This window comes from Acinetobacter sp. TWP2-2-3 (assembly GCF_049896445.1).
Classification (GTDB): Bacteria; Pseudomonadota; Gammaproteobacteria; order Pseudomonadales; family Moraxellaceae; genus Acinetobacter.
In genome coordinates this window covers 362,710-387,964 of record NZ_JAFCUI010000001.1, presented here as the reverse complement: position 1 = coordinate 387,964, position 25,255 = coordinate 362,710, and the positions used below count along the sequence as shown (strand labels likewise).

22 protein-coding genes are annotated in these 25,255 nt (G+C 43.6%); 13 read left to right on the top strand and 9 right to left on the bottom strand.

Translation table 11 applies throughout. From position 1 onward, the window contains the following. Positions 1-70: 70 nt before the first annotated feature. Positions 71-343, bottom strand: a complete 273-nt coding sequence (locus tag ACP7AK_RS01975) for an HU family DNA-binding protein (RefSeq protein WP_004279807.1) — start codon at positions 341-343, stop codon at positions 71-73. A gap of 162 nt (positions 344-505) precedes the next feature. Further along, complete coding sequence (locus ACP7AK_RS01970) at positions 506-979, bottom strand: phasin family protein (protein WP_114540741.1); 474 nt, start codon at positions 977-979, stop codon at positions 506-508. A 203-nt stretch (positions 980-1,182) separates the two neighbouring features. On the opposite strand from ACP7AK_RS01970, the gene ACP7AK_RS01965 reads away from it, so the two are divergent. The 8 genes from ACP7AK_RS01965 to fdx all read left to right on the top strand — a co-directional run bounded on the left by ACP7AK_RS01965 (position 1,183) and on the right by fdx (position 7,359). Further along, entirely contained in the window at positions 1,183-1,833 is a 651-nt protein-coding gene (locus ACP7AK_RS01965) for a hypothetical protein (RefSeq protein ID WP_425878281.1), read from the top strand. Between the two features lie 112 nt (positions 1,834-1,945). Next, positions 1,946-2,419, top strand: a complete 474-nt coding sequence (locus tag ACP7AK_RS01960) for an Rrf2 family transcriptional regulator (RefSeq protein WP_004279811.1) — start codon at positions 1,946-1,948, stop codon at positions 2,417-2,419. A 1-nt stretch (position 2,420) separates the two neighbouring features. Continuing rightward, complete coding sequence (locus tag ACP7AK_RS01955; RefSeq protein ID WP_004279813.1) at positions 2,421-3,638, top strand: IscS subfamily cysteine desulfurase; 1,218 nt, start codon at positions 2,421-2,423, stop codon at positions 3,636-3,638. A gap of 104 nt (positions 3,639-3,742) precedes the next feature. Beyond that, positions 3,743-4,129: a Fe-S cluster assembly scaffold IscU gene (gene iscU / locus ACP7AK_RS01950; RefSeq protein WP_004279815.1), complete on the top strand. Its 387-nt coding sequence runs from the start codon at positions 3,743-3,745 to the stop codon at positions 4,127-4,129. Positions 4,130-4,163: 34 nt separating this feature from the next. Next, positions 4,164-4,484 (top strand): iron-sulfur cluster assembly protein IscA, encoded by a 321-nt coding sequence (gene iscA, locus ACP7AK_RS01945; protein WP_004279817.1) that lies wholly within the window; start codon positions 4,164-4,166, stop codon positions 4,482-4,484. Positions 4,485-4,588: 104 nt separating this feature from the next. Then, positions 4,589-5,104, top strand: a complete 516-nt coding sequence (gene hscB, locus ACP7AK_RS01940; protein WP_425878278.1) for a Fe-S protein assembly co-chaperone HscB — start codon at positions 4,589-4,591, stop codon at positions 5,102-5,104. A gap of 41 nt (positions 5,105-5,145) precedes the next feature. After that, positions 5,146-7,005: a Fe-S protein assembly chaperone HscA gene (gene hscA / locus ACP7AK_RS01935; protein ID WP_005107162.1), complete on the top strand. Its 1,860-nt coding sequence runs from the start codon at positions 5,146-5,148 to the stop codon at positions 7,003-7,005. Between the two features lie 15 nt (positions 7,006-7,020). Further along, positions 7,021-7,359, top strand: coding sequence for an ISC system 2Fe-2S type ferredoxin (gene fdx / locus ACP7AK_RS01930; RefSeq protein ID WP_004279821.1), 339 nt, complete (start codon positions 7,021-7,023; stop codon positions 7,357-7,359). A 115-nt stretch (positions 7,360-7,474) separates the two neighbouring features. Here the strand turns inward: fdx and ACP7AK_RS01925 are convergent, their stop codons facing one another. From ACP7AK_RS01925 to ACP7AK_RS01905, 5 genes are all read right to left on the bottom strand, one after another. After that, positions 7,475-8,920, bottom strand: coding sequence for an adenylate/guanylate cyclase domain-containing protein (locus ACP7AK_RS01925; protein ID WP_180038714.1), 1,446 nt, complete (start codon positions 8,918-8,920; stop codon positions 7,475-7,477). A 55-nt stretch (positions 8,921-8,975) separates the two neighbouring features. After that, on the bottom strand, positions 8,976-9,410 hold the full coding sequence (locus ACP7AK_RS01920; protein ID WP_004646760.1) for an HIT domain-containing protein: 435 nt from the start codon (positions 9,408-9,410) through the stop codon (positions 8,976-8,978). A 229-nt stretch (positions 9,411-9,639) separates the two neighbouring features. Further along, on the bottom strand, positions 9,640-13,098 hold the full coding sequence (mfd, locus tag ACP7AK_RS01915; RefSeq protein WP_425878275.1) for a transcription-repair coupling factor: 3,459 nt from the start codon (positions 13,096-13,098) through the stop codon (positions 9,640-9,642). Between the two features lie 123 nt (positions 13,099-13,221). Continuing rightward, positions 13,222-13,587, bottom strand: a complete 366-nt coding sequence (locus ACP7AK_RS01910) for a hypothetical protein (protein WP_425878273.1) — start codon at positions 13,585-13,587, stop codon at positions 13,222-13,224. A 129-nt stretch (positions 13,588-13,716) separates the two neighbouring features. Beyond that, complete coding sequence (locus ACP7AK_RS01905; RefSeq protein WP_425878585.1) at positions 13,717-15,159, bottom strand: aspartate ammonia-lyase; 1,443 nt, start codon at positions 15,157-15,159, stop codon at positions 13,717-13,719. Between the two features lie 421 nt (positions 15,160-15,580). Between ACP7AK_RS01905 and putP the strand changes: the two genes are divergently transcribed. Beyond that, positions 15,581-17,089 carry a sodium/proline symporter PutP gene (gene putP, locus ACP7AK_RS01900; protein ID WP_004279831.1) on the top strand — a complete coding sequence of 503 codons (1,509 nt, stop codon included), beginning with the start codon at positions 15,581-15,583 and terminating at the stop codon, positions 17,087-17,089. A 79-nt stretch (positions 17,090-17,168) separates the two neighbouring features. On the opposite strand, the gene ACP7AK_RS01895 is transcribed toward putP, so the two are convergent. Continuing rightward, positions 17,169-17,663, bottom strand: coding sequence for an Lrp/AsnC ligand binding domain-containing protein (locus ACP7AK_RS01895; RefSeq protein ID WP_004279833.1), 495 nt, complete (start codon positions 17,661-17,663; stop codon positions 17,169-17,171). 118 nt (positions 17,664-17,781) lie between these two features. Between ACP7AK_RS01895 and putA the strand changes: the two genes are divergently transcribed. From putA to ACP7AK_RS01875, 4 genes are all read left to right on the top strand, one after another. Then, the gene (gene putA / locus ACP7AK_RS01890) at positions 17,782-21,537 is read left to right on the top strand and encodes a trifunctional transcriptional regulator/proline dehydrogenase/L-glutamate gamma-semialdehyde dehydrogenase (protein WP_425878271.1); all 3,756 of its coding nucleotides are present in this window, start codon (positions 17,782-17,784) and stop codon (positions 21,535-21,537) included. A gap of 184 nt (positions 21,538-21,721) precedes the next feature. Continuing rightward, positions 21,722-22,804 (top strand): tRNA (uridine(54)-C5)-methyltransferase TrmA, encoded by a 1,083-nt coding sequence (gene trmA, locus ACP7AK_RS01885; RefSeq protein ID WP_311203456.1) that lies wholly within the window; start codon positions 21,722-21,724, stop codon positions 22,802-22,804. A 243-nt stretch (positions 22,805-23,047) separates the two neighbouring features. Continuing rightward, the gene (locus ACP7AK_RS01880; protein ID WP_034436106.1) at positions 23,048-23,272 is read left to right on the top strand and encodes a hypothetical protein; all 225 of its coding nucleotides are present in this window, start codon (positions 23,048-23,050) and stop codon (positions 23,270-23,272) included. Between the two features lie 386 nt (positions 23,273-23,658). Further along, on the top strand, positions 23,659-24,219 hold the full coding sequence (locus ACP7AK_RS01875) for a lecithin retinol acyltransferase family protein (protein WP_425878268.1): 561 nt from the start codon (positions 23,659-23,661) through the stop codon (positions 24,217-24,219). Between the two features lie 82 nt (positions 24,220-24,301). On the opposite strand, the gene ACP7AK_RS01870 is transcribed toward ACP7AK_RS01875, so the two are convergent. After that, on the bottom strand, positions 24,302-25,213 hold the full coding sequence (locus ACP7AK_RS01870) for a bestrophin family protein (RefSeq protein ID WP_425878266.1): 912 nt from the start codon (positions 25,211-25,213) through the stop codon (positions 24,302-24,304). Between the last annotated feature and the right edge of the window lie 42 nt (positions 25,214-25,255).

Sequence of the window (25,255 nt, the reverse complement as noted above, 5' to 3'; positions counted from 1 at the left end):
GTTAATCATCACAATTAAATTTATCAATAAAAAACGCGCCAAAGAAGGCGCGTTTCGTCGCTGGGTAAGCTTAAGCTACAGCGTCTTTTAAGCCTTTACCTGCTTTGAAGCTAGGTACTTTGCTTGCTTTGATCTCGAGAGTAGCACCAGTTTGTGGATTACGGCCAGTACGTGCAGCGCGTTCTTTCACACCGAAAGTACCAAAACCCACTAAAGTTACTGTATCACCCGATTTTAAAGCTTCAGTAACAGAAGCAATTGTAGCATCTAAAGCTTTACCTGCGTCAGCCTTAGATAATCCCCCTTTTTCTGCAATTGCATCAATTAATTCTGATTTATTCATGAAGATTACGTCCTCTTAATATCGTTTATTTAAGGTTCAAGAATTGGTTTAACATGCCATAACGCCTTTATAGCAATGCTTTAGGTATAAACGCAATACTTAAGAACCTCTTTTTTTTCAAAAAATATGCGAAAAAAACATTGAATAATAAATAAAGTCATTTTATTTAAGTTTTTTCGACAATTCTTCTTTCATTTTTTCTTGTTCCGCAGTCAACTGATCAACCTTGGCATGCAACTGGAGAATTAAACGTTCCAAATACTGTACATCCTTCAGTGTGACTAATCCTATACGATTCAATGAGTGATGAACAGAGTTGTCGATTAATTTTTCCACTTTGTCTTTGGTGTCTGTGACCGACTCTTTGGCTTTTTCTGAAACCTTCTCTACAGTTTGATCGGCAATATCTGCAGTTTTAGATTCAAGTTCTTCCCCGACCTTGACCAGCGAGTCAAACAGTTTATTGCCTTCTTCTTCTGCACGTGAAAATGCCCCGAGTCCAGCCAACCAGATCTGTTTGGTGTATTTACGAAAATCAAGAACCGATTTGCGCTCCGAGGCAGATTTAGACTTGGGTTTCAGCATTTTCTCATTCGAAGCTTCAGCTGAGTCTTGTGCTGTTTTTGACTTGTCCATGTGCACGGCTCCTGTTTGTTTTCTGCGCAATTATTATAAATTATTCTACAAAACCACTGCATAATAGCAAATTTAGTACTTGATAGATTTGATAAACTGTTCTACAAAGCAATTTATTTCAAGTCTAATTTGATTTAACCCTGAAATCTCTTCACAAGCAGGAAGCTTTTTCACTTTATATTTCAGGTAAGGATTGGTTGTATATGAGCGAATCGCAACAAAGTCAAAATCAACCGCATTTGTTGCTTACGATGACGTTAATTGTTTTAGAGACAATATTTACTTTCATTCTCAAGCATGATCGTGTCGTTGCATTACAGGCCAAAAAGTTTGTAGATAAAAACATCTCGATTAAAATCAATAGCTATATTCCATATTTCGACTTTTATGTGCAATTCACCTCCAATGGACTATTATTTGACCACAAAGCACCGGGCCGCATTGTCGACCTGGATGTGCGCACTACACTTCCCGATCTGATTAAAATTTTCATTTTTGGCAATCGTCGTAGCATTCGCAGCATGCGCATTGATGGCAATCAGGTTTTAAAAGATGAGTTTCGTGATCTGTTAACCGTATTCAGCTTGCCAAAAGTACTAGCCGACTGGAAACACTGGCTGTCTGATGCGCCGACGGATGAAGCGGAAATTATTGCTTCTAAAAAGCGTATTGCACCGCTTTTAAAGAAAATTGAAGAACAGCGCTCCAAGATCAATACCCTGCAAGTGGAAGTCAAACAGTATAAAAACCGCCTGAAACGGATCGAACGCCGTCAAAAGCGTATTAATATCATTTTTGGCCTGAGCAGCGTACTTTTGATTATGTTATTAGTGTATAATTGGCTGAGCATGTAAATCTTTCATTCTCCAAAAATTAAATCCCACTAAGGTCTACTAAAAATAACTTGACTAATTTAGTCGGGATTCATAAAATCTACACATCTAGTCTAACCATGTGTATCGAATCATGCGCCTAACCACTCGCGGTCGCTACGCTGTGACTGCTCTACTTGATCTAGCTTTGCAGCCTTCTGAAAAAACGATAACGCTCGCTGAAATTGCAGCACGTCAAACTATTTCTGTTGCTTATCTTGAGCAGTTATTTGCGAAGCTCAAGCGTCATGGTTTAGTTTCTAGTGTTCGTGGCGCAAATGGTGGTTACCATTTAGCACGTAATGCAGATGAAATTACTGTGTTAGCAATTATTGAAGCTGTAAACGAAACAGTTGATGCGACTCGCTGTGACCATAAAGGCAATTGCCAGAATGGCGCGATGTGCTTGACTCATGATTTATGGCAGGAACTCTCCCATCACATCGCCGATTATTTAGAAAAAATCTCGCTTGCTGATCTGGTTGCACGTGACAACGTCCAGACTGTGTCATTACGCCAAAAATCAGCACCTTTAGATTCAGCCCTTTTATCGGTTACAGGTATTTGACATGAAACGTCCGATTTATCTTGATTATGCAGCTACAACTCCTGTAGATCCTCAGGTTGCTGAACGTATGATGGAATGCTTAACATTCGATGGTACCTTTGGTAATGCGGCATCTCGTTCACACGCGTATGGTTGGCAAGCAGAAGAAAAAGTTGAATATGCACGTGAACAAGTTGCGAATTTAATTAAAGCTGATCCACGTGAAATCGTATGGACTTCAGGTGCAACCGAGTCAGACAACCTTGCGCTTAAAGGTGTGGCTCATTTCTATGCATCTAAAGGTAAACATATCGTTACCTCTAAAATCGAACATAAGGCAGTTTTAGATACCTGTCGTGAGCTTGAGTCTGAAGGTTTTGAAATTACCTATATTGAGCCTCAACCTCAAACCGGTTTAATTACGCCTGAAATGGTACAGGCAGCGATCCGTCCAGACACAATTCTTGTTTCCCTGATGATGGTGAACAATGAAATCGGTACTGTGACTGATGTTGCAGCGATTGGTGAAATCACTCGCGCCAACAAGATTTTCTTCCATGTCGATGCAGCTCAGGCAGCGGGTAAAGTTGAAATTGATCTTTCAACTTTAAAAGTAGATTTGATGAGCTTCTCTGCGCACAAAATCTATGGCCCTAAAGGTATTGGCGCCCTGTTTGTACGTCGTAGCCCACGTGTACGCCTTAAAGCTGAAATGCATGGTGGCGGTCATGAACGTGGTATGCGTTCAGGTACCCTTGCGACTCACCAGATTGTCGGTATGGGTGAAGCATTTGAACTTGCAGGTAAAAACCTGGAAGCTGAACAGACTCGTTTACGCGTACTTCGCGACAAATTGTGGAATGGCTTACAAGGTCTTGAACAAGTGTTCCTGAACGGCCATCCAACACAAAACGTAGCGAACTATCTAAACATTAGCTTCAACTTCGTTGAAGGCGAATCATTGATGATGGCATTGAAAGATGCTGCGGTATCTTCAGGTTCGGCATGTACATCTGCAACACTTGAACCATCTTATGTACTTCGTGCATTGGGTCTTTCAGACGAACTTGCACACAGTTCGATCCGCTTCAGCTTCGGTAAGTACACCACTGAAGAAGATATCGATCACGTATTGACTATCACTAAAGCTGCTGTTGAGAAGTTACGTGAACTTTCTCCGCTTTGGGATATGTATAAGGAAGGTATCGACCTTTCTAAAGTTGAGTGGGCTGAGCACTAATTTTCATCCTGAGATAGTAACAAATCCGTTGCTATCTCATTGAGAAAAGTTTTTTTACCCCCATATTTAATACTAAGGCTGACCCCGAGGTTTGGAGAAGCAACATGGCTTATAGCGAAAAAGTAATTGATCATTACGAAAACCCTCGTAATGTTGGCGTTTTAGACAAAAATGCTGAAAACGTTGGTACTGGTATGGTTGGTGCGCCAGCATGTGGTGACGTGATGCGTTTACAGATTCAGGTAAACGACGAAGGCGTGATTGAAGAAGCACGTTTTAAAACTTATGGTTGTGGTTCTGCCATTGCATCAAGTTCACTTGTGACCGAATGGCTCAAAGGTAAAACTTTGGATCAAGCTCAAGCGATCAAGAACATTGATATTGCAACTGAACTTGCACTTCCACCAGTAAAAGTACACTGCTCTGTTCTTGCTGAAGATGCAATCAAAGCAGCTGTAGAAGACTACCGTAGCAAGAAAGTTAAAGCTTAATTGTTCCACGTTTTGAAATTTTAACGGAGTTTTCATGATCCATTTAACTGAAAATGCTGCAACTCATATCAGCAATTATTTAAAAAATCGCGGTAAGGGTGAAGGCATTCGCGTTGGTGTGAAAACTTCAGGCTGTTCTGGTCTGGCCTATGTGCTCGAGTTCGTCGATGAAGTCGATACACATGACCAAGCCTTTGAGCAGTTTGGGGTTAAAGTATTCGTTGACCCGAAAAGCCTGGTTTATCTTGAAGGTATGGAGATGGACTATGTTAAAAACGGCTTGAACGAAGGCTTCGAATTTAACAACCCCAACAAAAAAGGCGAATGCGGTTGTGGTGAATCCTTCACTGTATAAACCCGGCAGTTATTCTCTTTTTAACATTAAAACAGTGTGTTTCACACTGTTTTAATTGCATTTATACAGTTATTTTTGCACATTAATCGCGGATCCCATCTCCCATGAATCATTTTGAGTTGTTCAACCTTCCTGTAGCACTCGATATTGATTTAGCGGCTTTAAAGACTGAATTTTTAAAGTTGCAGCAACAATATCACCCAGATAAAGCTGAAGACAAAGATCAGGCTGTGATTAAATCAAGTGATATCAATCAGGCATTTAAAACCTTGTCAGCGGTCGATAGCCGTGCAGCGTATTTACTGTCTCTCAAGAAACAGGATTATCACTTAGATCAGTCGATCAGTGATTTTGAATTCTTGCAGGACGCTCTGGAAATTCGTGAACAACTTGACGATGCAACTTCTGCTGAAGATTTAACTTCACTGAAAGTCGAAGTCCAGCAATGGATTGAGGGCTTGGTTCGCGAGTTCAAAATTGATTATGCGGATGAAGACTGGGCCGAAGCACGCGATACAGTGCGCAAACTACGCTTCTTCGTTAAAGTCATGGCCGATATCGACAAAGCGGAAGACCGCTTCCTGGACGATGACAGCTTTGATCTTGATGATGATTTCTAATTTTTAGTATTTAATATTTAACGTGCAAAGGATGTAACACTATGGCTCTCTTGCAAATTGCAGAACCAGGTCAATCAAGTGCACCACATGAACACCGCATTGCGATTGGTATCGATTTAGGCACCACCCACTCTTTGGTTGCCACGGTTCTTTCAGGTAAAGCCAAAGTACTTAATGACGAACAAGGTCGTGTGCTACTTCCTTCTATCGTGCATTATGCAGAACAACAGACTCAATACGGCAATGAAGCTGCGCCTTTCATTACTACTGACCCTAAAAACACCATCGTTTCTGTAAAACGTTTTATGGGTCGCTCGAAAGCTGACATCAAATTCCAGCATCCTTATGCGTTGGTTGGTGAAGCGAATGAAATGCCGGCTTTTGAAACCGCACAAGGCCGTAAGACGCCGGTTGAGATTTCTGCAGAAATTTTAAAGCAGTTGAAAGACCGCGCTGAAGCCAGTCTGCAAAATCCGGTCAATGGTGCCGTTATTACTGTTCCGGCCTACTTTGATGAAGCACAGCGTCAGGCAACCCGTGATGCTGCTCAACTTGCTGGCTTGAATGTTTTACGTTTGTTGAATGAGCCAACCGCTGCTGCTGTTGCTTATGGTCTCGATCAGGAAAGCAACTTAAGTACAGATCGCAACTATGTGATCTACGACTTGGGTGGTGGTACCTTTGACGTTTCGATTCTGCGTTTTAGTCAAGGTGTGTTTGAAGTTCTGGCAACCGGTGGCCACACTGCCCTCGGTGGTGATGACCTAGATCGTTTGATCCTGAAATGGGCCAAGAAACAACTGAATATTGACACCTTGAATGATGCAGAATATGCACATTTTGTGGTTGCAGCACGTAAAGCCAAAGAAGCTTTGTCTGATGCAGATTCAGTTCAACTCAAATTGCTTGATCAGGTATTGACGCTTGACCGTCCGACATTTGAAGAGATCATTAAAGTTGCTTTGGATAAGACCATCAGCGTATGTAAGCGTGTGATGCGTGATGCCAAGCTTGAACTGGATGACATTCAAAATGTCGTTTTGGTCGGTGGCTCAACCCGTTCTTATGCAGTACAAAAAGCCGTGCGTGAAGTATTCAATCAAGAACCACTATGCACTATTAATCCGGATGAAGTGGTTGCGATTGGCGCATCAATTACTGCGAACCAATTGATTGGCAACTCAACTGATGGCTCATTACTATTAGACGTGACGCCTCTGTCTCTTGGTCTTGAAACCATGGGCGGACTGGTTGAACGATTAATTTCGCGTAATACTGCGATTCCAGTCGCTCGTCGTCAGGAATTTACGACTTATCAAGATGGCCAGACTGCCATGTTGATTCATGTGGTTCAAGGTGAACGTGATCTGGTTGAGCATTGCCGTAGTTTAGGGCGTTTTGTCCTGCATGGCATTCCACCAATGACTGCCGGTCAGGCACGTATTGAAGTGACGTTCCAGGTCGATGCAGATGGCTTGCTGACTGTATCTGCCAAAGAAACCACCTCTGGCGTGACGGCTCAAATCGATATCAAACCATCTTATGGTTTATCGGGTGAAGATACTGAACGTCTGTTGCTAGACGGTTATAAGTTCGCTGAAGAAGATAAGAATCTTCGTCATTTGAATGAAACCAAAGTGGAAGCACAGCGTGAGCTGGAAGCACTGGTTCAGGCACTCAAAGCGGATGCCGGTCTGTTGACTGAAGATCAACTTGCAGCACTGCAAACTGCGCAAGCACAACTTGAAACTCAGCTTCAGGGTTCAGATATCAAAGCGATTGAATCTGCCGTTGAACAGCTTAAAATACATAGTGATGCTTTTGCAGCAGCACGTATGAATCAACATATTGATGCAGCTCTTAAGGGCACTAAACTCGACGACTGGTCAAACTCAAACTAATTTAAGGTAACGACTATGCCACGTATTAAAGTTCTTCCACATGCGCAGATTTGCCCCGAAGGTGCTGAGTTTGAAGTCGAACAAAATGCCAATCTTTGCGAAAGCCTGCTAAAAAATGGCATTAAAATCGAACATGCTTGCGATATGTCAGCAGCGTGTACCACCTGCCATGTAGTGGTACGCAAAGGTTTTGACAGCCTGGAAGAAATGGATGATGTTGAAGCTGACTTACTCGATCGTGCCTGGGGTTTAGAACCTGATTCACGTCTTTCTTGTCAGGTTAAACTGGACGATGAAGATCTGGAAATTGAAATTCCAAAATACACCATTAACCATGCGTCAGAAAATCACTAAGATTTTCGTTGCAGGCTAAAATAAAAAACCACGCTCAGGCGTGGTTTTTTATATTTAAATATAAGCAGTTTTAATCAAATATTTTTTATTTGGATTGAGTTAATTTAGATCAATTCTAAATATGTTCAATCACTTCATCTTCCAGCTTCAGCTTGACAATGCCTTGCGAATTGGTCATTTTCTGCTGAGTTTCAATACGTTTAATCATTTTTTCCAGCACATGAATCAGCTCGGGATATTCAAAGTTTTGCACTTCATCCAGATTCAGTAATAAATGAAAGCCCTTATATTCATAATCGAACCAGCGCTGATACTCAACTTTCTGAGACGCGTATTTTTCCATGACCTGCCAAGTTCTTACAGGTGCTTTAATGCCTTTCAGGAAAATCGGCTTTTTCGGTGCGCAAAGATAATCATCTTTGATCAAATTATGAGTATCTTCCGAAATCAGGATTTCATCAACTTCCGCTGCACTTTGCAAACGCGCTGCCAGGTTGGCATCACGCCCTACAATGGTATAGGCCATACGATGCGTTGCCCCATAATTCCCTACATGGCAATAACCGGTCGAAATCCCCATACGGATATGCAATGGCGGATAACCCATTTTAATCCAGCGTTCCCGCAGCAATTTCATTTGCTGACGCATCGCCAATGCCATTTCCATGCAGTTCTTGGCATCCTGTTCCACACCTTCAGAGTTCGGATCACCAAAGAAAATCAGGATCGCATCACCCATGAATTTATCGACAGTCGCTTCATAATTTTTGGCGATTTCAGTCATGTGCCGCAGATAGTCATTCAGCAGGAAAGCTAAATCGTCTGGAATCAGGGTTTCAGATAGCTCGGTAAAACCTTGAATATCAGAGAAAAAGATCGTCAACTTTTTACGTTTATATTCAATTTTGGCTTCAGATTCACCTTTCATAATGGATTGCCACAACTGCACGGGCGCATAGCGACTCAGCTGATTGGCAAATTCCATATAACGGTTCATCTGTTCGAAATAATGGTCTTTTTTCTGGGTCATGTATTGCACACGACCACTTTGATAAAAACTTCCGACACCAAAATAGGTAATCAGACAGATAAAGCCTAAAACGGTCAACTCACTGCTGGTCGGTTCGAAATAATTATTAAACCCAAAGACCAGAATATTGGCCAGATAAAAAAGCGTAATCCCGATCAGGCTGGCTAGAGATGCCATCATAAATGAAATTTTATTGCTGATCGCGGTATAGAGCACTGCGACCAAACCCAGCAAGGACAAGACCAAGTCCAGATGCACGGCCGCCAAAACCACCGAAATGACAATGACATCAATCAGGAAAAGAATATTACGCCGGATGTGATAATCATGACGATAGATCAGCCAGCGAGATAGTTTCGGTGTAATTAGCAAAACCAGAAACAAAAAAAATGGAACAAAAAGCTGATACTGGGTATCTGGTTCAGTGTAATGAAAGACGACCAGAACCACAGACAGCATGATGTATCCCATCATGCGATGGAAATACTCAAACTGATGGGGTTCTTTTTGAATCCAGTCGTCTAATTGCACTCACTCACTCCCTGAAGTCCGCAACTGTTCATGGTTCTCGGAATGCCTTGACTGATTAGTCCATGCGCCAGTCAAATGGCATGTCGCCCTGACCACGTAAAGCCAGCATTAAGGTTTGACGCATATGTGCCAATACTTCACTGCTATAAGGAACAGCAGGTGTACCCCAAACAGGCTTCGGCCATGCAACGTCGTTCTGATAACGAACTACATGATGAAAATGCAATTGCGGCACCATATTACCCAGCGCTGCTACATTCATTTTATCTGCACGGAAAACACGTGCCAGCTGGCTTGATAACCAGCTTGACTCTCTTAAAAACTGCTCTTGGTCAGCTTGACTCAATTCATATAATTCAGAGACACCCGGCACACGTGGAATCAGAATGAGCCAGGGAAATTGCATATCATTCATCAAACGACATGTTGACAAAGGAAAGTCGCCTACAAAAAACGTATCTTGAGCAAGTTGTGGATGCAAACTAAACATATCTTTATAAATGATGCAAAATTAGAATGATGGCTAATACTAACATATCCAACTGAAGCTGAATATTGAAAGCAATGTGTTTAAAGACAAATTCTCATGATTTGTTGCGAAGCACATCACAACAATTACTGTAAACAATTCATTAAAAAAATCAAGCCTGTTGTTCCTGCAAACTTCATTGGAAAATGAAATCCAAACTGAATTTTCAGGCTGATTTAATCGAATAAAATCAGTGCAATTCTTTAAGCAGACTGTCCAGTAAATCCTGTATAAACTGAATCCGCTTTTGATAGTCTTCCAGCATCACCATCACTTTCAGACGTTGACCGCCATCCATCCGGAAATAGGTCGGACTTTTCTGCATCATCTGGATAATCGTCATGGCCTGAACTGGAGTATCCGGCGCAAATTCAATATGCCCGCCCTGACTGCTGATATCAATTTTAGTAATACCAAGCTGTTCGGCTTTCAATCGAATCTGATGTACAGAAAAGAGCTGTTTGACCGGTTGCGGCGGTATACCAAAACGATCGATCAATTCCATCCGGATATTGTCCAGTTTTTCCTGGGTATCAGTATTACTGATGCGTTTATAGAACAACAGACGTTGATGGACATCACCCAGATATTCATCTGGAATCAACGCTGGCATATGCAGGGTAATTTCGGCAGTCAATGACAATGGTGCATCGAAGTTTGGCGTTTTGCCTTTTTGAATGGCTTTGGTGGCTTTTTCCAGCATTTCCATATACAGGCTATAACCAATGGCCTGCATCGAACCACTCTGCTGCTCACCTAGTAACTCACCTGCGCCGCGAATTTCCAGATCTTCGGTTGCCAGCATAAAACCGGCACCCAAGGTCGAAGCACGCTGAATGGCATCCAGACGTTTTTCTGCATCACCTTTTAAGGCTTTTAAAGACGGCACCATTAAGTAGGCATAAGCCTGATGGTGTGAGCGTCCTACACGTCCGCGTAGCTGATGTAATTGTGCCAGGCCCAGCTTGTCAGCACGTTCAATCAGAATGGTATTGGCATTCGGAACATCAATCCCGGTTTCAATAATGGTCGAACATACCAGAACATTGTATTCCTTGTGATAGAACTGCTGCATCACCTGCTCCAGTTCACGTTCACGCATCTGTCCGTGGGCCACAATCACCCGCGCTTCCGGCACCAGTTTACGGATATGCTCGGCGGCACGATCGATTGTATCAACTTCATTATGCAGAAAATAAACCTGACCACCGCGCAGCAATTCACGCAGAATCGCTTCTTTAATGGTGTCATCGGTATGTTCCTGCACAAAGGTTTTCACCGCAAGACGGCGTGCCGGCGGTGTGGCGATAATCGACAGATCACGCATGCCACTAAAGGCCATATTCAGTGTCCGTGGAATTGGAGTTGCAGTCAGTGTCAGCATGTCGACATCGGCACGCATGGCCTTGATTCGTTCCTTGTCGCGCACCCCGAAACGATGCTCTTCATCGACAATCATCAAGCCAAGATTCTTAAACTGAACATTTTCCTGCAAAATCTTATGTGTACCAATCACAATATCGACTTTACCTTCAATCAGGTCGTCAATGGTCTTGGTATGTGCTTTGGAAGAGCCGAAACGTGACAGCACTTCAATCCGGACTGGCCAATCGGCGAAGCGGTCTTTGAATGAATCATAATGCTGCTGTGCCAGCAAAGTGGTCGGTACCAGAATCGCCACCTGCCGGTTATTCTGTACTGCAACAAATGCGGCACGCATTGCGACTTCTGTCTTACCGAAACCCACATCACCACACACCAGTCGATCCATCGGCTTGGCCTGCTGCATGTCATGCAACGTCGCTTCAATCGCCTTGGCCTGATCCAGTGTTTCTTCATAGGCAAAGCCACTGGCAAATTGCATATACAGGCTTTGATCGACTTCAAAACTGATTCCAGGCTTAGAAGAACGCCGTGCCTGAATATGCAGCAATTCGGCCGCGACATCGTGAATCTGTTCCAGTGCTTTACGTTTGGCTTTATTCCAAGCATCTGTACCGAGCTTATGTAACGGTGCCAGATCCGGATCACCACCACTATACCGGCTGATTAAATGCAGATTGGTCACCGGCACATACACTTTGGCGGCATCCGCATAATCCAGCTGCAAAAATTCGTGATCCTGATCATCAATACTTAAGGTGACCAGACCAGCATAACGTCCAACGCCGTAGTCGATATGCACCACAGGTGCGCCCATGGTCAGCTCGGTCAAGCTGCGAATCAGAAACTCTTCCGAAACTTCCTGCTGACGTTTTCTACGGCGCTGTACTACCCGATGTTCATACAGCTGATTTTCAGAAATTACGCTGATGCGATCAGTCAATACCAGACCACGCTCTAAAGGCGCATTGGTAATGGCAATTGCATACAGAGATTGAATAAAACTATCAAAATTTTCAACTGTTGGAATATCACCCAGACTTGGCCTTAAGGCGTCTTTAAGACTTTCCCGGCGTCCAGCACTTTCAGCCACCAGCAGTACCGGATGATTGGCCTGATCAATATATTTTTTAACTTCATGAAACGGTTTTTCACGTTTCGGATCTACGGGCAAACGTGGTGGCAACTGGGTATCAAGATTCAATACTCCAGCTTTTTGGTCAAAAGGCGTTTGTGCGGCAATGATGCGTGCAAACTGGTTCAGCTGCTCCAGCACCTGATTGGTCTGAAAAAACAGGCTTTCAGGCGGCATGATCGGTTGGTCGACATTGTGGCGACGATCTTCATAACGGCGCACCACATCTTGCCAAAACTGGCTGAGACTTTCGTCCAGAGCCTTATCTGTAATGACAATGCCATTCTTTGGTAGGTACGAAATCAGTGAACTTTGGCCTTGCATGGCTTCCGCGCTGAAAAACAAGGGCAAATAAAACTCGATTCCCGGCGAGACTATGCCATCCATCACATCCTGATAGATCGGGTTTTTCTTTGGATTCGCGGTCGGGAAAAATTCGGCATAGCGGTCACGGAAAGTGGCACGACCTTCCTTGAGCGGAAATTCCTGTGCCGGCAATACGGTAAACTGCTGCAAACTTTGCGTGGTGCGCTGAGTTTCGGCATCGAAAAATTTCAGGCTTTCAATTTCATCATCAAACAGGTCAATCCGAATCGGTGCTTCCTGTCCCGATGCGTAGATATCCATGATACTGCCGCGTACCGCGAATTCACCTGGATCATAGACGGTATCGACCAGATGATAACCGGTCTGAATCAGCTTTTTCTTTTGTTGTTCCAGATCAAATTTCTGACCGACATGAATATCGAAATGCTCACCCAGAATCCATGAGGTTGGCGCCACACGTTGTGCCAAAGTTGAGGCGGACAACAACAGTACACCAGTTTTGGGCATATTGGATAAGATTGCCAGACGTTCCGAGACAATATCCTGATGTGGGGAGAGACGATCATAAGGCAAGATTTCCCAATCCGGAAAAATCGTGGGTTTAATCCCATAAAATTCCAGTTCACTTTCCAGTTGACCCAAATGCTGATTATTACGCGCAATCACGATAAATAAACGCGATTGATGCTGCACGATTTCTTTAAGCAATAAGGCGGTTGAGGAACCTTGCAGATTGCCTAACCAGCGTTTCTCGCCTGCTTTGAGCTGTGGTAAATTGAGTTGGGAAATTTCTTGCTGGAACATGGATATAGCTTTAAAGTCTAAATAACCTGAGGCTTATACTAGCACGATGATCTCAGGATATTTTGTTATTTTTATGCAGTCTTGCCACATCCATATACTTCGATTTTAAGCCACTTTTGCAGCTTATTTTTGATCGCGCAGAAAGTTACGATAATAATCATTTAACTTCTTAAGAATCATTTTAAATTGCAGCAGATTCTCTTCGGTATTCCCCAAACTTGCATTAAAACGCTGATGGGCAATTTCCAGATCAATTTTTTCATTGATCAGCATCGCGGTGTCATATAACGCTTTTAAATCATCAAACTGTTTTAAACGGCGATTGGACAAATACTCCAACCGTGGACCCAATTCCTGATTGAGTTGAATATCATCGACGATATAACCAGTCCCTTCTACATACTGGATATTCTGCTCTTCTAAATATAGCTGTGCAGCAGTCGGTTTATTACTTTTAAATAATGCATTGATTTTATCAAACATCGCCATTTACCCAGCCAAATATAGTTCAGGCTCTAGTCTAGATGAAAATGCCTCAAATCCACATCCTGAACTTGAGGCAAATTATCAAAATAGCAGCGATTCGCTGTTTCAGACGATTTAATAGGTATATGTATGTTAAGAAACCTGTTCGAGCTGATTCTCTGCTGAAGGGATTTCAGACACCAGATTTTCAAATGCAAAAATCTCTTCTAATTGCGCTTCACTCAATAAGCCTAACTCTAATACCACCTGTGGCACGGTTTTATTTTCCCACATACATTGTTTGCCGATTTCATCGCACTTGGCATGTCCCAGAATCGGTTCAAGCAAGGTCACAATCCCGACACTGCGCATGACGGAACTTAAGCAAATCTGTTCATTGGCCTGAATACCAGCAATACATTTCTGATTCAAGGTTTGCATACCTTGGGTCAATAATTGAATTGATTCATTCATCGTCACGGCAATCACAGGTTCCATGACATTCAATTGTAACTGCCCGGCTTCCGCAGCCATAGTAATGGTTAAGTCATTACCAATCACCCGGAATGCAATCTGATTCACAACTTCTGGAATTACCGGATTGATTTTTGCCGGCATGATCGAAGAACCTGCCTGTAACTCAGGTAAACGAATTTCAGCCAGACCTGTACGCGGTCCCGAACTGAGCAGGCGCAGATCATTACAGATTTTGGACAATTTCACTGCTAGACGTTTTAAACTACTCGACAAGATAATAAAGACGCCACAATCGCTGGTCGCCTCGACATAATCTGCCGCACCTTTTAAAGGTAAACCTGTCAGGTGCGCCAAGATTTCCACCACCCGCTTGGCATAGCCCGGCGGTGTATTGACCCCGGTTCCAATGGCGGTGGCGCCTAAATTGACTTCTAGCAATAACTGTCGCATCTGTCCAATCAGCTTCAGGTCTTCTTTTAATAAGGTGGCAAATGCCCGGAACTCCTGTTCCATGGTCATCGGCACGGCATCTTGTAACTGGGTACGTCCCATCTTGATGACATATTCAAATTCGGCAGCTTTATGGTCAATACAGTCAATCAATGCTTTAAGCACGCTCAACAATTCATCCAGACTGCTATAGGTCGCCAGACGCAAAGCCGTTGGATAGACATCATTGGTCGATTGCGAGGTATTCACATGATCATTCGGATGCAGAATGTGATAATCGCCTTTCTGATGGCCCGACATTTCAAGTGCAATATTGGCAATTACCTCATTGGCATTCATATTGATGGAGGTTCCGGCACCGCCCTGATAAGGATCGAGTGGAAATGCCGCTTGCCACGCTTCCGGATGCTGAATCAATTCATCACAAGCTTTTTGAATGGCAGTGCTGGTCTGCTCGGACAATTTTTGAAAATGCAGATTGGCCTGTGCCGAAGCTTTTTTCACTTGGGCCAAAGCACGAATAAAATGCGTTTGTTGCCCCACCGCCAATCCAGAAATCTTAAAATTTTCGATGGCACGTAAGGTATGAATCCCATAATAGCTATGCAACGGGATTTGTTTTTCCCCCAATAAATCACGTTCAATGCGGGTCGGTTCGATTTGAAGCATATTGTCCACTAAAAAATACTCTTGGCGATGCACCGTATTTGGTGTGACATTAATATGAGCAAACAAATACAGGCCTAATAGGAAGACTTTAACCTAGATTTGCTACGATTTATTACCAATACGCTAAAGCTGTGAGTTTTGTAAGATTGTGTAAGCAGTTAGCTAAAATTCAAATATTTTCATTATTTATTCAAAATTTCCACTTTTCCCCTGAATTCGACGTCGTATTGCCTTTTATCCGCTTAAGTTGTTCCTAATTCAATTTCAGTGAATTACTACTATATTTACAATAGGTATACATAAAAGCTGTGTAATTGTTACAGAGTGTAATTTTTAAACCATGCTTGAATCACCTCCTTGCGATCTCAGTACAAAAAATCATCTTGGACGATGATTTCCATATTTACAGGATGACCTGCCCATGACTTCTTTAAACCCCACCCTGATTACTTTCATGTTTTATATTATCGCCATGATTGCAATCGGTTTATATGCTTATCGTGCCACCTCCAATTTTGACGAATATATTCTAGGTGGACGGAGTCTGGGCAGTGTCGTTACTGCACTTTCGGCGGGCGCATCGGATATGAGTGGCTGGCTGTTGATGGGTCTTCCGGGAGCCATTTACCTGTCTGGCCTGTCAGAAGCCTGGATTGCGATCGGTTTGATTATCGGCGCGTGGCTGAACTGGTTACTGGTGGCAGGTCGACTGCGTGCCCATACTGAATATCAGAACAATGCCCTGACCTTGCCGGATTATTTCACCAGCCGTTTTTCCGACCGTAAACGCATTTTACGGGTCTTGTCTGCCCTGGTGATTCTGGTGTTCTTTGCTATTTATTGTGCTTCGGGCATGGTCGCGGGTGCACGTCTGTTTGAAAGCCTGTTTGGCTGGGATTACACCACAGCGCTTGTGATTGGTGCGATGGCGACGATTCTCTATGTTTGTATTGGTGGCTTTTTGGCGATCAGCTGGACCGATACATTTCAGGCCGGTTTGATGATTTTTGCCTTATTGCTGACTCCGATCATTACCTTCTTGGCCCTGGGCGACAACAGCCAGCAAGTGAGTGTCATCCTTGAATCGGCTCGCCCACATGCCTCCAGTATGCTTGAAGGTTTAAGCACCGTTGCGATTATTTCCAGTCTGGCCTGGGGCTTGGGTTATTTTGGTCAGCCGCATATTCTGGTGCGTTTTATGGCAGCAGATTCGGTCAAAACCATTCCTGCTGCGCGCCGTATTGGCATGACCTGGATGATTCTATGCCTAGGCGGTGCAGTGGCTGCCGGTTATATCGGTATTGCCTACTTCAGTGTCAATCCCGCATTGGCCTCGGTGGTCAATCAAAACCCTGAAACGGTATTTATGGAGTTGACCAAAATTCTGTTTAATCCTTGGATTGCCGGAATCATTCTGGCTGCGATTCTGGCAGCAATCATGAGCACCTTGAGCTGTCAGCTTCTGGTCTGCTCAACCACCCTGACCGAAGATTTATATAAGAGTTTCCTGCGTAAAAATGCTTCACAAAAAGAACTGATCTGGGTCGGTCGCGGCATGGTCTTGGTGATTGCCCTAATTGCCATTTCACTGGCGATTAATCCGAACAGTAAGGTTTTGGGTCTGGTGGCTTATGCCTGGGCGGGCTTTGGTGCTGCATTTGGCCCGCTGATTATCTTGTCGCTATTCTGGAAACGAATGACCCTCAACGGCGCAATTGTGGGTATGGTGGTTGGTGCCATGACTGTAATTGTCTGGAAAAATTATATGGGTGATACCGGTCTGTATGAGATCATTCCAGGCTTTATTCTGGCCACCCTCAGCATTATCATCGTCAGCCTGCTGGATAAAGCACCGAGTGCTGATGTGGTCAAACGCTTTGAAATGGCTAAAGCCGAGTATCAAAAAGAAATGGCAGAAATGAAAAAATAATCACCTTTTTTCTTGCACATAAAAGGGACTTAATCGTCCCTTTTATGTTTCTTAGATTCACAAATGAAGTTCTTGAAAATTACTTGGCTTTTCCCGGCATTTTCAGATGGATCTGCTGACTTTCTTTAATCACTTCCATCACCGGATAACTGCGCGTTTCTTTAATTCCGGGCAATTGCCACAAGATCTGACCAGAGATTTTCCGGAACTCATCCATATTGGCACAGCGGATTTTTACCACGAAATCAAACCCGCCACTGATCATATGACACTCGATAATTTCAGGAATCTGCCGCACAGCATGGGAAAATTCATCTAAAACATTCGGCGTGGTTTTATCCAATAAAATTTCAACAAAGACCACAAAACCATTATTCAACATGACTGGATTGAGGCGCGCTTCATAGCCCACAATAAAACCTTCCCGGGTCAGCTTTTGTACACGCGCCAAGGCTGCTGTAGGCGATAAATTGACCAGTTCAGCCAGTTTGATATTGGATAGCTTGGCATCGGATTGCAATAAACCCAATATACGAATATCTATACGGTCAAGGTTCAAATAAGGACTTGGCATTAGAATTATTCTCTAAAAAAATCGAAAACTATAGTGAGATATTCGTCAAATATTCTGTGATTATAGATTAAAACTCATTCACCTCAAAGAACTGATTGACGCAGTACAGGAAGTCACTATGCCAACCACTCTCCGCCCAGATTCAATTTTAGATTCAGCCCAGCACTCAAATTATATTGCTGAATTTAAACACAAAAACCAATACGAAGAACGTATTAATACGGTATGGCGTCGTGCAGAAACTGAATGCGTCGAAGAGTTATTGGCCCATAGTGAAATTTCTTCCGAGATGAGTGACAAGATTCAGGCGCTTGCCTTTGATCTCGCACATTCCTTACGTGAACGCAAAAGTTCCACTGGGAAAGCCGGTATTGTCCAAGGCTTATTGCAGGAATTTTCTTTATCTTCTCAGGAAGGCATTGCCCTGATGTGTCTGGCAGAAGCCTTACTGCGGATTCCGGACAAAGCCACACGTGACTTGCTGATCCGTGACAAAATCAATCAAGGTAACTGGAAAGAACATTTGGGCCAGAGCCAATTGATGTTTGTGAATGCAGCAGCCTGGGGACTGATGCTGACCGGCAAGCTGATGGAAACCCCACAGCAAAAAAGCCTGTCTAGTTTATTAACTGGCCTTTTGGCACGCAGTGGTCGCGGGATTATCCGTAAGGCCGTCGATGTTGCCATGCGCATGATGGGCGAGCAGTTTGTTACGGGTGAAACCATTGATGAAGCCCTGAAAAATGCGGAGCCGCTGGAAGAAAAAGGCTTTCGCTATTCCTATGACATGCTGGGTGAAGCTGCACTGACCGATCCGGATGCTGAACGTTATTATCAGGATTATCAGCAAGCCATTCATGCCATTGGTCAATCTTCGCAGGATAAGGATGTTTATGACGGGCCTGGCATTTCTATCAAACTCTCTGCGCTGCACCCCCGTTATCAGCGTTCGCAAATGGATCGCGTGCATGATGAGCTCTATGCAAAAGTACTTAAACTCGCAGTCTTGGCCAAGCAGTACAATATTGGTTTAAATATCGATGCTGAAGAAAGCGATCGCCTTGAGATTTCATTGGAACTGTTAGAACGCCTGTGTTTTGAACCGCAACTGCAGGACTGGAAAGGCATTGGCTTTGTGATTCAAGCCTATCAAAAACGCTGCTTCTATGTGGTGGATTACATCATTGATCTGGCGAAGCGCAGCCAGAAACGCTTGATGATTCGTCTGGTCAAAGGCGCATATTGGGACAGCGAAATCAAGAAAGCCCAAATTGATGGAATGTCGGATTACCCGGTATTTACTCGTAAGGTGCATACGGATCTGTCTTATATTGCTTGTGCGCGTAAGCTGTTGGCTGAACCGGATTATATCTACCCACAATTTGCCACTCACAATGCACAAACGGTAGCGACGATCTATCAGCTGGCACAACCTGAGCAGTATTATGCCGGCCAATATGAGTTCCAATGTCTGCATGGCATGGGCGAACCACTGTATGAAAATGTCGTGGGCGATCCATCGAAAAATAAACTCGGTGTACCATGCCGGATCTATGCGCCCGTCGGCAATCATGAAACCTTGCTGGCTTATCTGGTGCGCCGCTTACTGGAAAATGGTGCCAATACCTCCTTCGTCAATCGTATTGCTGACAAAACCTTGAAAATTGAAGATTTGATTGAAAATCCACAGCAAACCATTTTAAAGGCATCAAAACAAGAAGGCGTGATGGGTGCCAAGCATCCCCAGATTCCCTATCCGCAAGATCTTTATACCGATGCACGATTGAACTCTTCAGGACTCGATTTGGCCAATGATGCTGAACTCAGTATTTTAAATGAAGTCGCATCCAGTCTGGCAAATACGCAATTTCAGTCAGCTGCTATGGGAACGGCATTTAGCAGCGTGGATACGCCCCATGCAGTTCCAGTGATCAATCCAGCACACCATCAGGATGTGGTCGGCACAGTCTATGAAGCAACTTCTGAACAGGCCGAAATTGCACTCACTCAAGCAGTTAATGCACAAAGTTTCTGGGCCAATCTGCCAAAAAATGAGCGTGCTGCCTGCCTGAATAAAGCCGCAGAACTGATGGAACAGCGTTTGCTTCCGCTCATGGTTCTTCTTTCTCGCGAAGCAGGTAAAACCTATGCCAATGCGATTGCCGAAGTACGTGAGGCGGTAGATTTCTTGCGTTACTATGCAGCTCAAGTTTTGGATCTCAGTGACAATGTACAGATCCAGCCTTTAGGTACTGTACTATGTATCAGTCCATGGAACTTCCCGCTGGCGATTTTTACCGGTCAGATTTCAGCAGCGCTGGTCGCTGGCAATACCGTGATTGCCAAACCGGCTGAACAAACACCGCTCATTGCAGCACAAGCCGTACAGATTTTATGGGAAGCCGGCATTCCGCAGGATGTGTTACAGCTATTGCCGGGCCGTGGTGAAACCATTGGTGCACAGCTCAGTGCAGATCCACGTATTCAGGGCATCATGTTTACCGGTTCCACCGAGGTCGCCCAAATTCTACAAAAAACCGTGGCAGAACGAATAAACCAGTTTGGAGAAAGCGTCACCCTGATTGCTGAAACTGGTGGTCAAAATGCCATGATTGTGGATTCATCTGCATTGACTGAACAGGTGGTGTTGGATGTTGTGAGCTCTGCCTATGACAGTGCCGGTCAGCGCTGTTCTGCCCTGCGTGTCCTTTGTGTGCAAGAGGATAATCTGGAGGCTGTTCGCAACATGCTCAAAGGTGCCATGCAACAGTTGCGCGTTGGCAATCCGGTCTTGCTGAAAACCGATATTGGTCCAGTGATTGATGCAGAAGCCCAGCAAAATATCCAAAAGCATATTGAGCAGATGCGCAGCAAAGGTCATACAGTTCATCAGTTGATGTTTAATCAGGACCAGACTGAATTAACTCCAGGAACATTCATTGCACCAACCCTGATTGAACTGCCAAATCTGGATGATCTGGAACGTGAAGTGTTTGGCCCGGTACTGCATCTGATCAGCTATAAATATGGCGAACTGGAACAGTTGTTAGATCAGATCAACAGCAAGGGTTATTGCCTGACCATGGGCTTGCACACGCGTATTGATGAAACCATGCAAACCGTGATTGCACGAGCGGAAGTCGGCAACCTGTATATCAACCGCAATATCGTTGGTGCGGTCGTGGGCGTCCAGCCTTTTGGTGGTGAAGGTCTGTCCGGCACCGGCCCGAAAGCGGGTGGCCCGTTGTATATCTATCGTTTAATGCATCAAGTATCCGAGAAAAAACTGGCTCAGCCTTATGCAGCTCAAGCTGAGCCAGCACTTGTTGAACATAAACTTGTTCAGGAGTTTAAAGCCTGGGTAGCTAAAACTTTCCCAACTTTATCTTTAAAAGCGCCTATGCAAATTGCGACTGGTCAAAGCTTTAGCCTGCAAGGCCCAACTGGCGAGGAAAATCAATACATGATCTTGCCACGTGAAAGCGTTCTCTCGTTAGCACATAGGGATCAAGACCAGATTCAGCAAATTCTGGCGATTTTATCGGTTGGCAGTCGTCCTGCGGTACTGGCAAACAATACTTTTATTCTGAAATATTTACCAACCATGCCAGCCGCGGTTAGCAAGCAATTTAAAGTGGTCCGGGATATTGAAACAGGTGTATTTGAGGCCGTCCTGCATCATGGTGACACTACTGAACTGATTGACTTGCAGAAACGCATTGCAACACGCCAAGGTCCAATTATTGGTATCACCCATTTAAGTTCGGGCAACTATGATATTCCGGTCGAGCGATTTGTGATTGAACGCGCGATCAGTATCAATACGGCGGCGGCAGGCGGCAATGCCAGCTTGATGACGATGGATAATCTCTAAATCAGTCCAATCATCTCAGCATTTTTAGCTTAAATCTTTCCTCTTTATGGCCAAACCTCTCTCCTCAGAAGGTTTGGTCTTTTTTATGCAGCTTTTAAAGCGGCTTGACTACAATAGGCTTAGGCAGATCGGCAATTTTTTGCTACCATTTGCGCTTTAAAATATTTGCGATTTCTTACTGCATATGACTTCATCTTATCAGCAACAACTTGAAGCCAAAATTGAACGCATCAGCGCTCAGTTTGCCGAATATCAACCACCTGCTTTAGAAGTATTCCAGTCTCCTGAAAAATATTTCCGCATGCGTGCTGAATTCCGGATCTGGCATACTGAAGATGATCTGTTTTATGCCATGTTCGAACGTGACGAAAACAACAATAAAAAAGTGATTCGTATTGATGAGTTTCCAATTGCAGACCGCAGTATTAATAACTTGATGCCGCAACTACTGGCAGCATTCAAGGCAGATGCCAATCTGGGTCATCGTTTATTTGAAGTCCATTTTCTGGCGACGTTAAGTGGTCAGGTTCTGGTATCCCTGATTTATCACCGCAAGCTGGATGAAAGCTGGGAACCTGCAGCAAAAGCACTGGCGGAAAAACTGAATATTAAACTGATTGGCCGAAGCCGTGGCCAGAAATTCGTCCTGACTGATGAATATGTGGTGGAAGAACTGTCTGTTTTTGATCGTCACTATAAATATAAGCAGATCGAAAGCAGCTTCACCCAGCCCAATGCACAAGTTTGTCAAAAAATGCTGGAATGGGCATGTGATGCAGCGGAACAATCAGATAAAGATTTGCTGGAACTCTACTGTGGCAATGGGAACTTTACCCTGCCGCTTTCGACCAAATTCCGCCGTGTTTTGGCCACTGAATTAGCCAAATCTTCAGTTTATGCAGCTGAGTGGAATATTGAGCAGAACCAGATTGAAAATATTCAGGTTGCGCGTCTGTCTGCCGAAGAATTCACTCAAGCCTATAATGGCGAACGTGTTTTCCGTCGTTTGCAGGAAGCACAAATTGACATTTCGACTTATGATTTTGATACGGTATTTGTCGATCCACCGCGTGCTGGTATTGATGATGAAACGCTGAAACTGTTACAGCGTTTCCAGCGTATTATTTACATTTCTTGTAATCCAGATACCTTATATGACAATCTGAAACAGTTGTCTCAAACGCATAGAATCAGCAAGTTCGCCATGTTTGACCAGTTCCCGTATACACATCATGTTGAAACGGGTGTATTGTTGGAAAAAGTATAAAGAATTTGTTTCAATTTATTATATTGTTACAAAAATGGAGCTTTTTGAAGCTCCATTTTTTATACTATAAATCATGTATTTAATAATAAATATTGACTTGTACAGCAAGAAATATCGTTAGACCTTTAGGCTTCAATCGGAAATTTTCTAGCCTGACTGCTGCTTTTATCACATAGGTCCTATTGCTTTATTTATTTAATTGGCTATATTTCACTCTATGTTAGGTTGTTGTATGAAGGCTCTATGAGTTTTTGGCAAAAGTTGTTTTCTAATGAACAACACAATGAACACAAGAATCAAATTGCTTGTGTTGAAAATGATTGCTCTTGCAAGACAAATGAACAGCTTCTTGAAGCACTTTCTAAAGCTACTGATGAAGAAATCATCATCGGAATTAAAAAGGTTCTTGTATCTCGCGGCTATAGCCGCAAAGAACTGAATGAACTTCAGCACTTGCCATTGCAGTAATCGGCCAAGGTTACAGCCGTATAAAGAAAGCACTTGCGTAGTCAGGTGCTTTTTTATGCTTGAAAGTTTAGTTTAAGGGTTTGGTCTTCTCTATTTCAGCATAGTTTATTAACTTCAACTTTAAAAGCTTCAGGGATCAGGCAGGAAAACTCTAAACAACTCATTTGATCCCCTTTGATTTGAAGAAATGTTAAGGCTTGCTTAGGCTATTTAAAACCTTTATCAGAAGAATATGTTCTAAATTCTGCTTTCTTTAAATCCCTTTAAATTTGGCTTAATAACTCTTCAATTCTGATCTGAAACTCAGGCAAGGCATCGATTAATTTAGCAAAACACAGTACACTTCCTATTAAACGACAATGCTTTTTAAATGGCTTAATTCTGATATGCAACAGACTAAACGGTTTCCCATAGGCGCACACCTTATGGTTAAACATTTCGGTTATACCCATCATGGGATTTACGCCGGACGTGGTCGTGTCATTCATTATTCCGGCTTTGCGCATTTATTCAAGAAACGCCCCATTGAAATCACCTCGATTGAAAAATTCAGTCATGGCAAACCGATTCATATGCAGCATTATGACTCAGTAAAATATAAAGGTCGTAAAGTGGTGCGCCGCATGCGATCCAGAATGCATGAAAATAACTATCATTTGATTATTAATAATTGCGAACATTTGTGTACCTGGGCCATTACCGGCGTAGAAAGCAGCCCGCAAGTGATTTATATGATGAATCGTCTGACCACGATTGGTTATATCAGCTCGATGATGAGTTTTATGAACAGCATGTTCCTGACCCTGACCACCACCAGTTTCGCATTGGCGCTGTACATCAAGAAGAAGCTCAGAGATAAAGCCAATCTGCGTTTGCAACAATACCGTGAATTGCAAGATCAGGCTAAAACTAAAGTGTCAGACCTGACCAATCTTAAACATCGTTAATTTAAAGCTCAGCCTGCCGATGATTTTTTGTGAGCAAGAAATTTTAAGTTCGTGTTTACATTTTGAAGATTCAGATAAGGAATCAGGTTAAATAGCCTTTTCTGGCTTGAATCGCCTCAGGTAGTGCTTTACCTAAAGAGCTTAGAGTTTCCCGCTCTACTAGTCGTACAATTGAATCTAGCGGCAGATCGTTGTCCTGTAGGCCAAAGGGTTCTTCCAGCTCCGCACTGAGCTCGTCCAGCCCGAGTAGCATATAACCAATCAATCCCACTAAAATTGGTGTCCACAGTCCCAAATTCGCCTGCAAACTGAAAGGCAGGATAAAGCAAAAAGAATAAACCGCACGATGCAACAGCACCGAATAAGAAAATGGCAATGGCGTTGACAAAATCCGGTCACAACCAGCCTGAATATCTCCCAAAGCCACAGTGTGCTGATTCAGGTTGTTATAAATAATATCGCTGATCTTACCCTGCTTATATTGCTGCACCAGCTCTTTTTGCATCTGTTCCAGCACCCATTGTGAAGGATTGATTTGCATGGACAATTGCTCAAATGATTTAGGTTCAAAACCGGTAGTCGCCTGATAATCCTGAATACTGGGCGTTTGCTGTCTCAACCGGTCACGTAACAAATGGGTAAACAGCATCATGCGATACAGCAACATTTCACGGGTTTGATTATCTAGCACATGGCTGTCGCGGCATAAATGACGCGTGGTTGCAATCAACGCACCCCAAAGCTTACGACCTTCCCACCAGCGATCATAGCAGGCTGTATTTCTAAAACTTAAAAAAATCGAGAGAATGACACCAAAGATGGTAAAGCCAATTGCCGGGACAGCAGGAAGGCTCACGAAATGCGCCTGACTCAAATACACCAGCAAAGCGGAAATAAAAACCACCAAGATTAATGCGGGCAGCACCTTGGGCAGAATCGTTCCCTGCCAGGCAAACAGTAACCCCAAACTATTATTCTTATCACGCACAATCATGCAATTTTCCCTGCTGTATTGAAAAAGCCCAACCAGAGTTGG

Bases quoted from the DNA above. Each gene is read 5' to 3' on its own strand.
- ACP7AK_RS01975 (WP_004279807.1), bottom strand. From the start codon at position 343: ATGAATAAATCAGAATTAATTGATGCAATTGCAGAAAAAGGGGGATTA.
- ACP7AK_RS01970 (WP_114540741.1), bottom strand. From the start codon at position 979: ATGGACAAGTCAAAAACAGCACAAGACTCAGCTGAAGCTTCGAATGAG.
- ACP7AK_RS01965 (WP_425878281.1), top strand. From the start codon at position 1,183: ATGAGCGAATCGCAACAAAGTCAAAATCAACCGCATTTGTTGCTTACG.
- ACP7AK_RS01960 (WP_004279811.1), top strand. From the start codon at position 1,946: ATGCGCCTAACCACTCGCGGTCGCTACGCTGTGACTGCTCTACTTGAT.
- ACP7AK_RS01955 (WP_004279813.1), top strand. From the start codon at position 2,421: ATGAAACGTCCGATTTATCTTGATTATGCAGCTACAACTCCTGTAGAT.
- iscU (WP_004279815.1), top strand. From the start codon at position 3,743: ATGGCTTATAGCGAAAAAGTAATTGATCATTACGAAAACCCTCGTAAT.
- iscA (WP_004279817.1), top strand. From the start codon at position 4,164: ATGATCCATTTAACTGAAAATGCTGCAACTCATATCAGCAATTATTTA.
- hscB (WP_425878278.1), top strand. From the start codon at position 4,589: ATGAATCATTTTGAGTTGTTCAACCTTCCTGTAGCACTCGATATTGAT.
- hscA (WP_005107162.1), top strand. From the start codon at position 5,146: ATGGCTCTCTTGCAAATTGCAGAACCAGGTCAATCAAGTGCACCACAT.
- fdx (WP_004279821.1), top strand. From the start codon at position 7,021: ATGCCACGTATTAAAGTTCTTCCACATGCGCAGATTTGCCCCGAAGGT.
- ACP7AK_RS01920 (WP_004646760.1), bottom strand. From the start codon at position 9,410: ATGTTTAGTTTGCATCCACAACTTGCTCAAGATACGTTTTTTGTAGGC.
- mfd (WP_425878275.1), bottom strand. From the start codon at position 13,098: ATGTTCCAGCAAGAAATTTCCCAACTCAATTTACCACAGCTCAAAGCA.
- ACP7AK_RS01910 (WP_425878273.1), bottom strand. From the start codon at position 13,587: ATGGCGATGTTTGATAAAATCAATGCATTATTTAAAAGTAATAAACCG.
- ACP7AK_RS01905 (WP_425878585.1), bottom strand. From the start codon at position 15,159: ATGCTTCAAATCGAACCGACCCGCATTGAACGTGATTTATTGGGGGAA.
- putP (WP_004279831.1), top strand. From the start codon at position 15,581: ATGACTTCTTTAAACCCCACCCTGATTACTTTCATGTTTTATATTATC.
- ACP7AK_RS01895 (WP_004279833.1), bottom strand. From the start codon at position 17,663: ATGCCAAGTCCTTATTTGAACCTTGACCGTATAGATATTCGTATATTG.
- putA (WP_425878271.1), top strand. From the start codon at position 17,782: ATGCCAACCACTCTCCGCCCAGATTCAATTTTAGATTCAGCCCAGCAC.
- trmA (WP_311203456.1), top strand. From the start codon at position 21,722: ATGACTTCATCTTATCAGCAACAACTTGAAGCCAAAATTGAACGCATC.
- ACP7AK_RS01880 (WP_034436106.1), top strand. From the start codon at position 23,048: ATGAGTTTTTGGCAAAAGTTGTTTTCTAATGAACAACACAATGAACAC.
- ACP7AK_RS01875 (WP_425878268.1), top strand. From the start codon at position 23,659: ATGCAACAGACTAAACGGTTTCCCATAGGCGCACACCTTATGGTTAAA.
- ACP7AK_RS01870 (WP_425878266.1), bottom strand. From the start codon at position 25,213: ATGATTGTGCGTGATAAGAATAATAGTTTGGGGTTACTGTTTGCCTGG.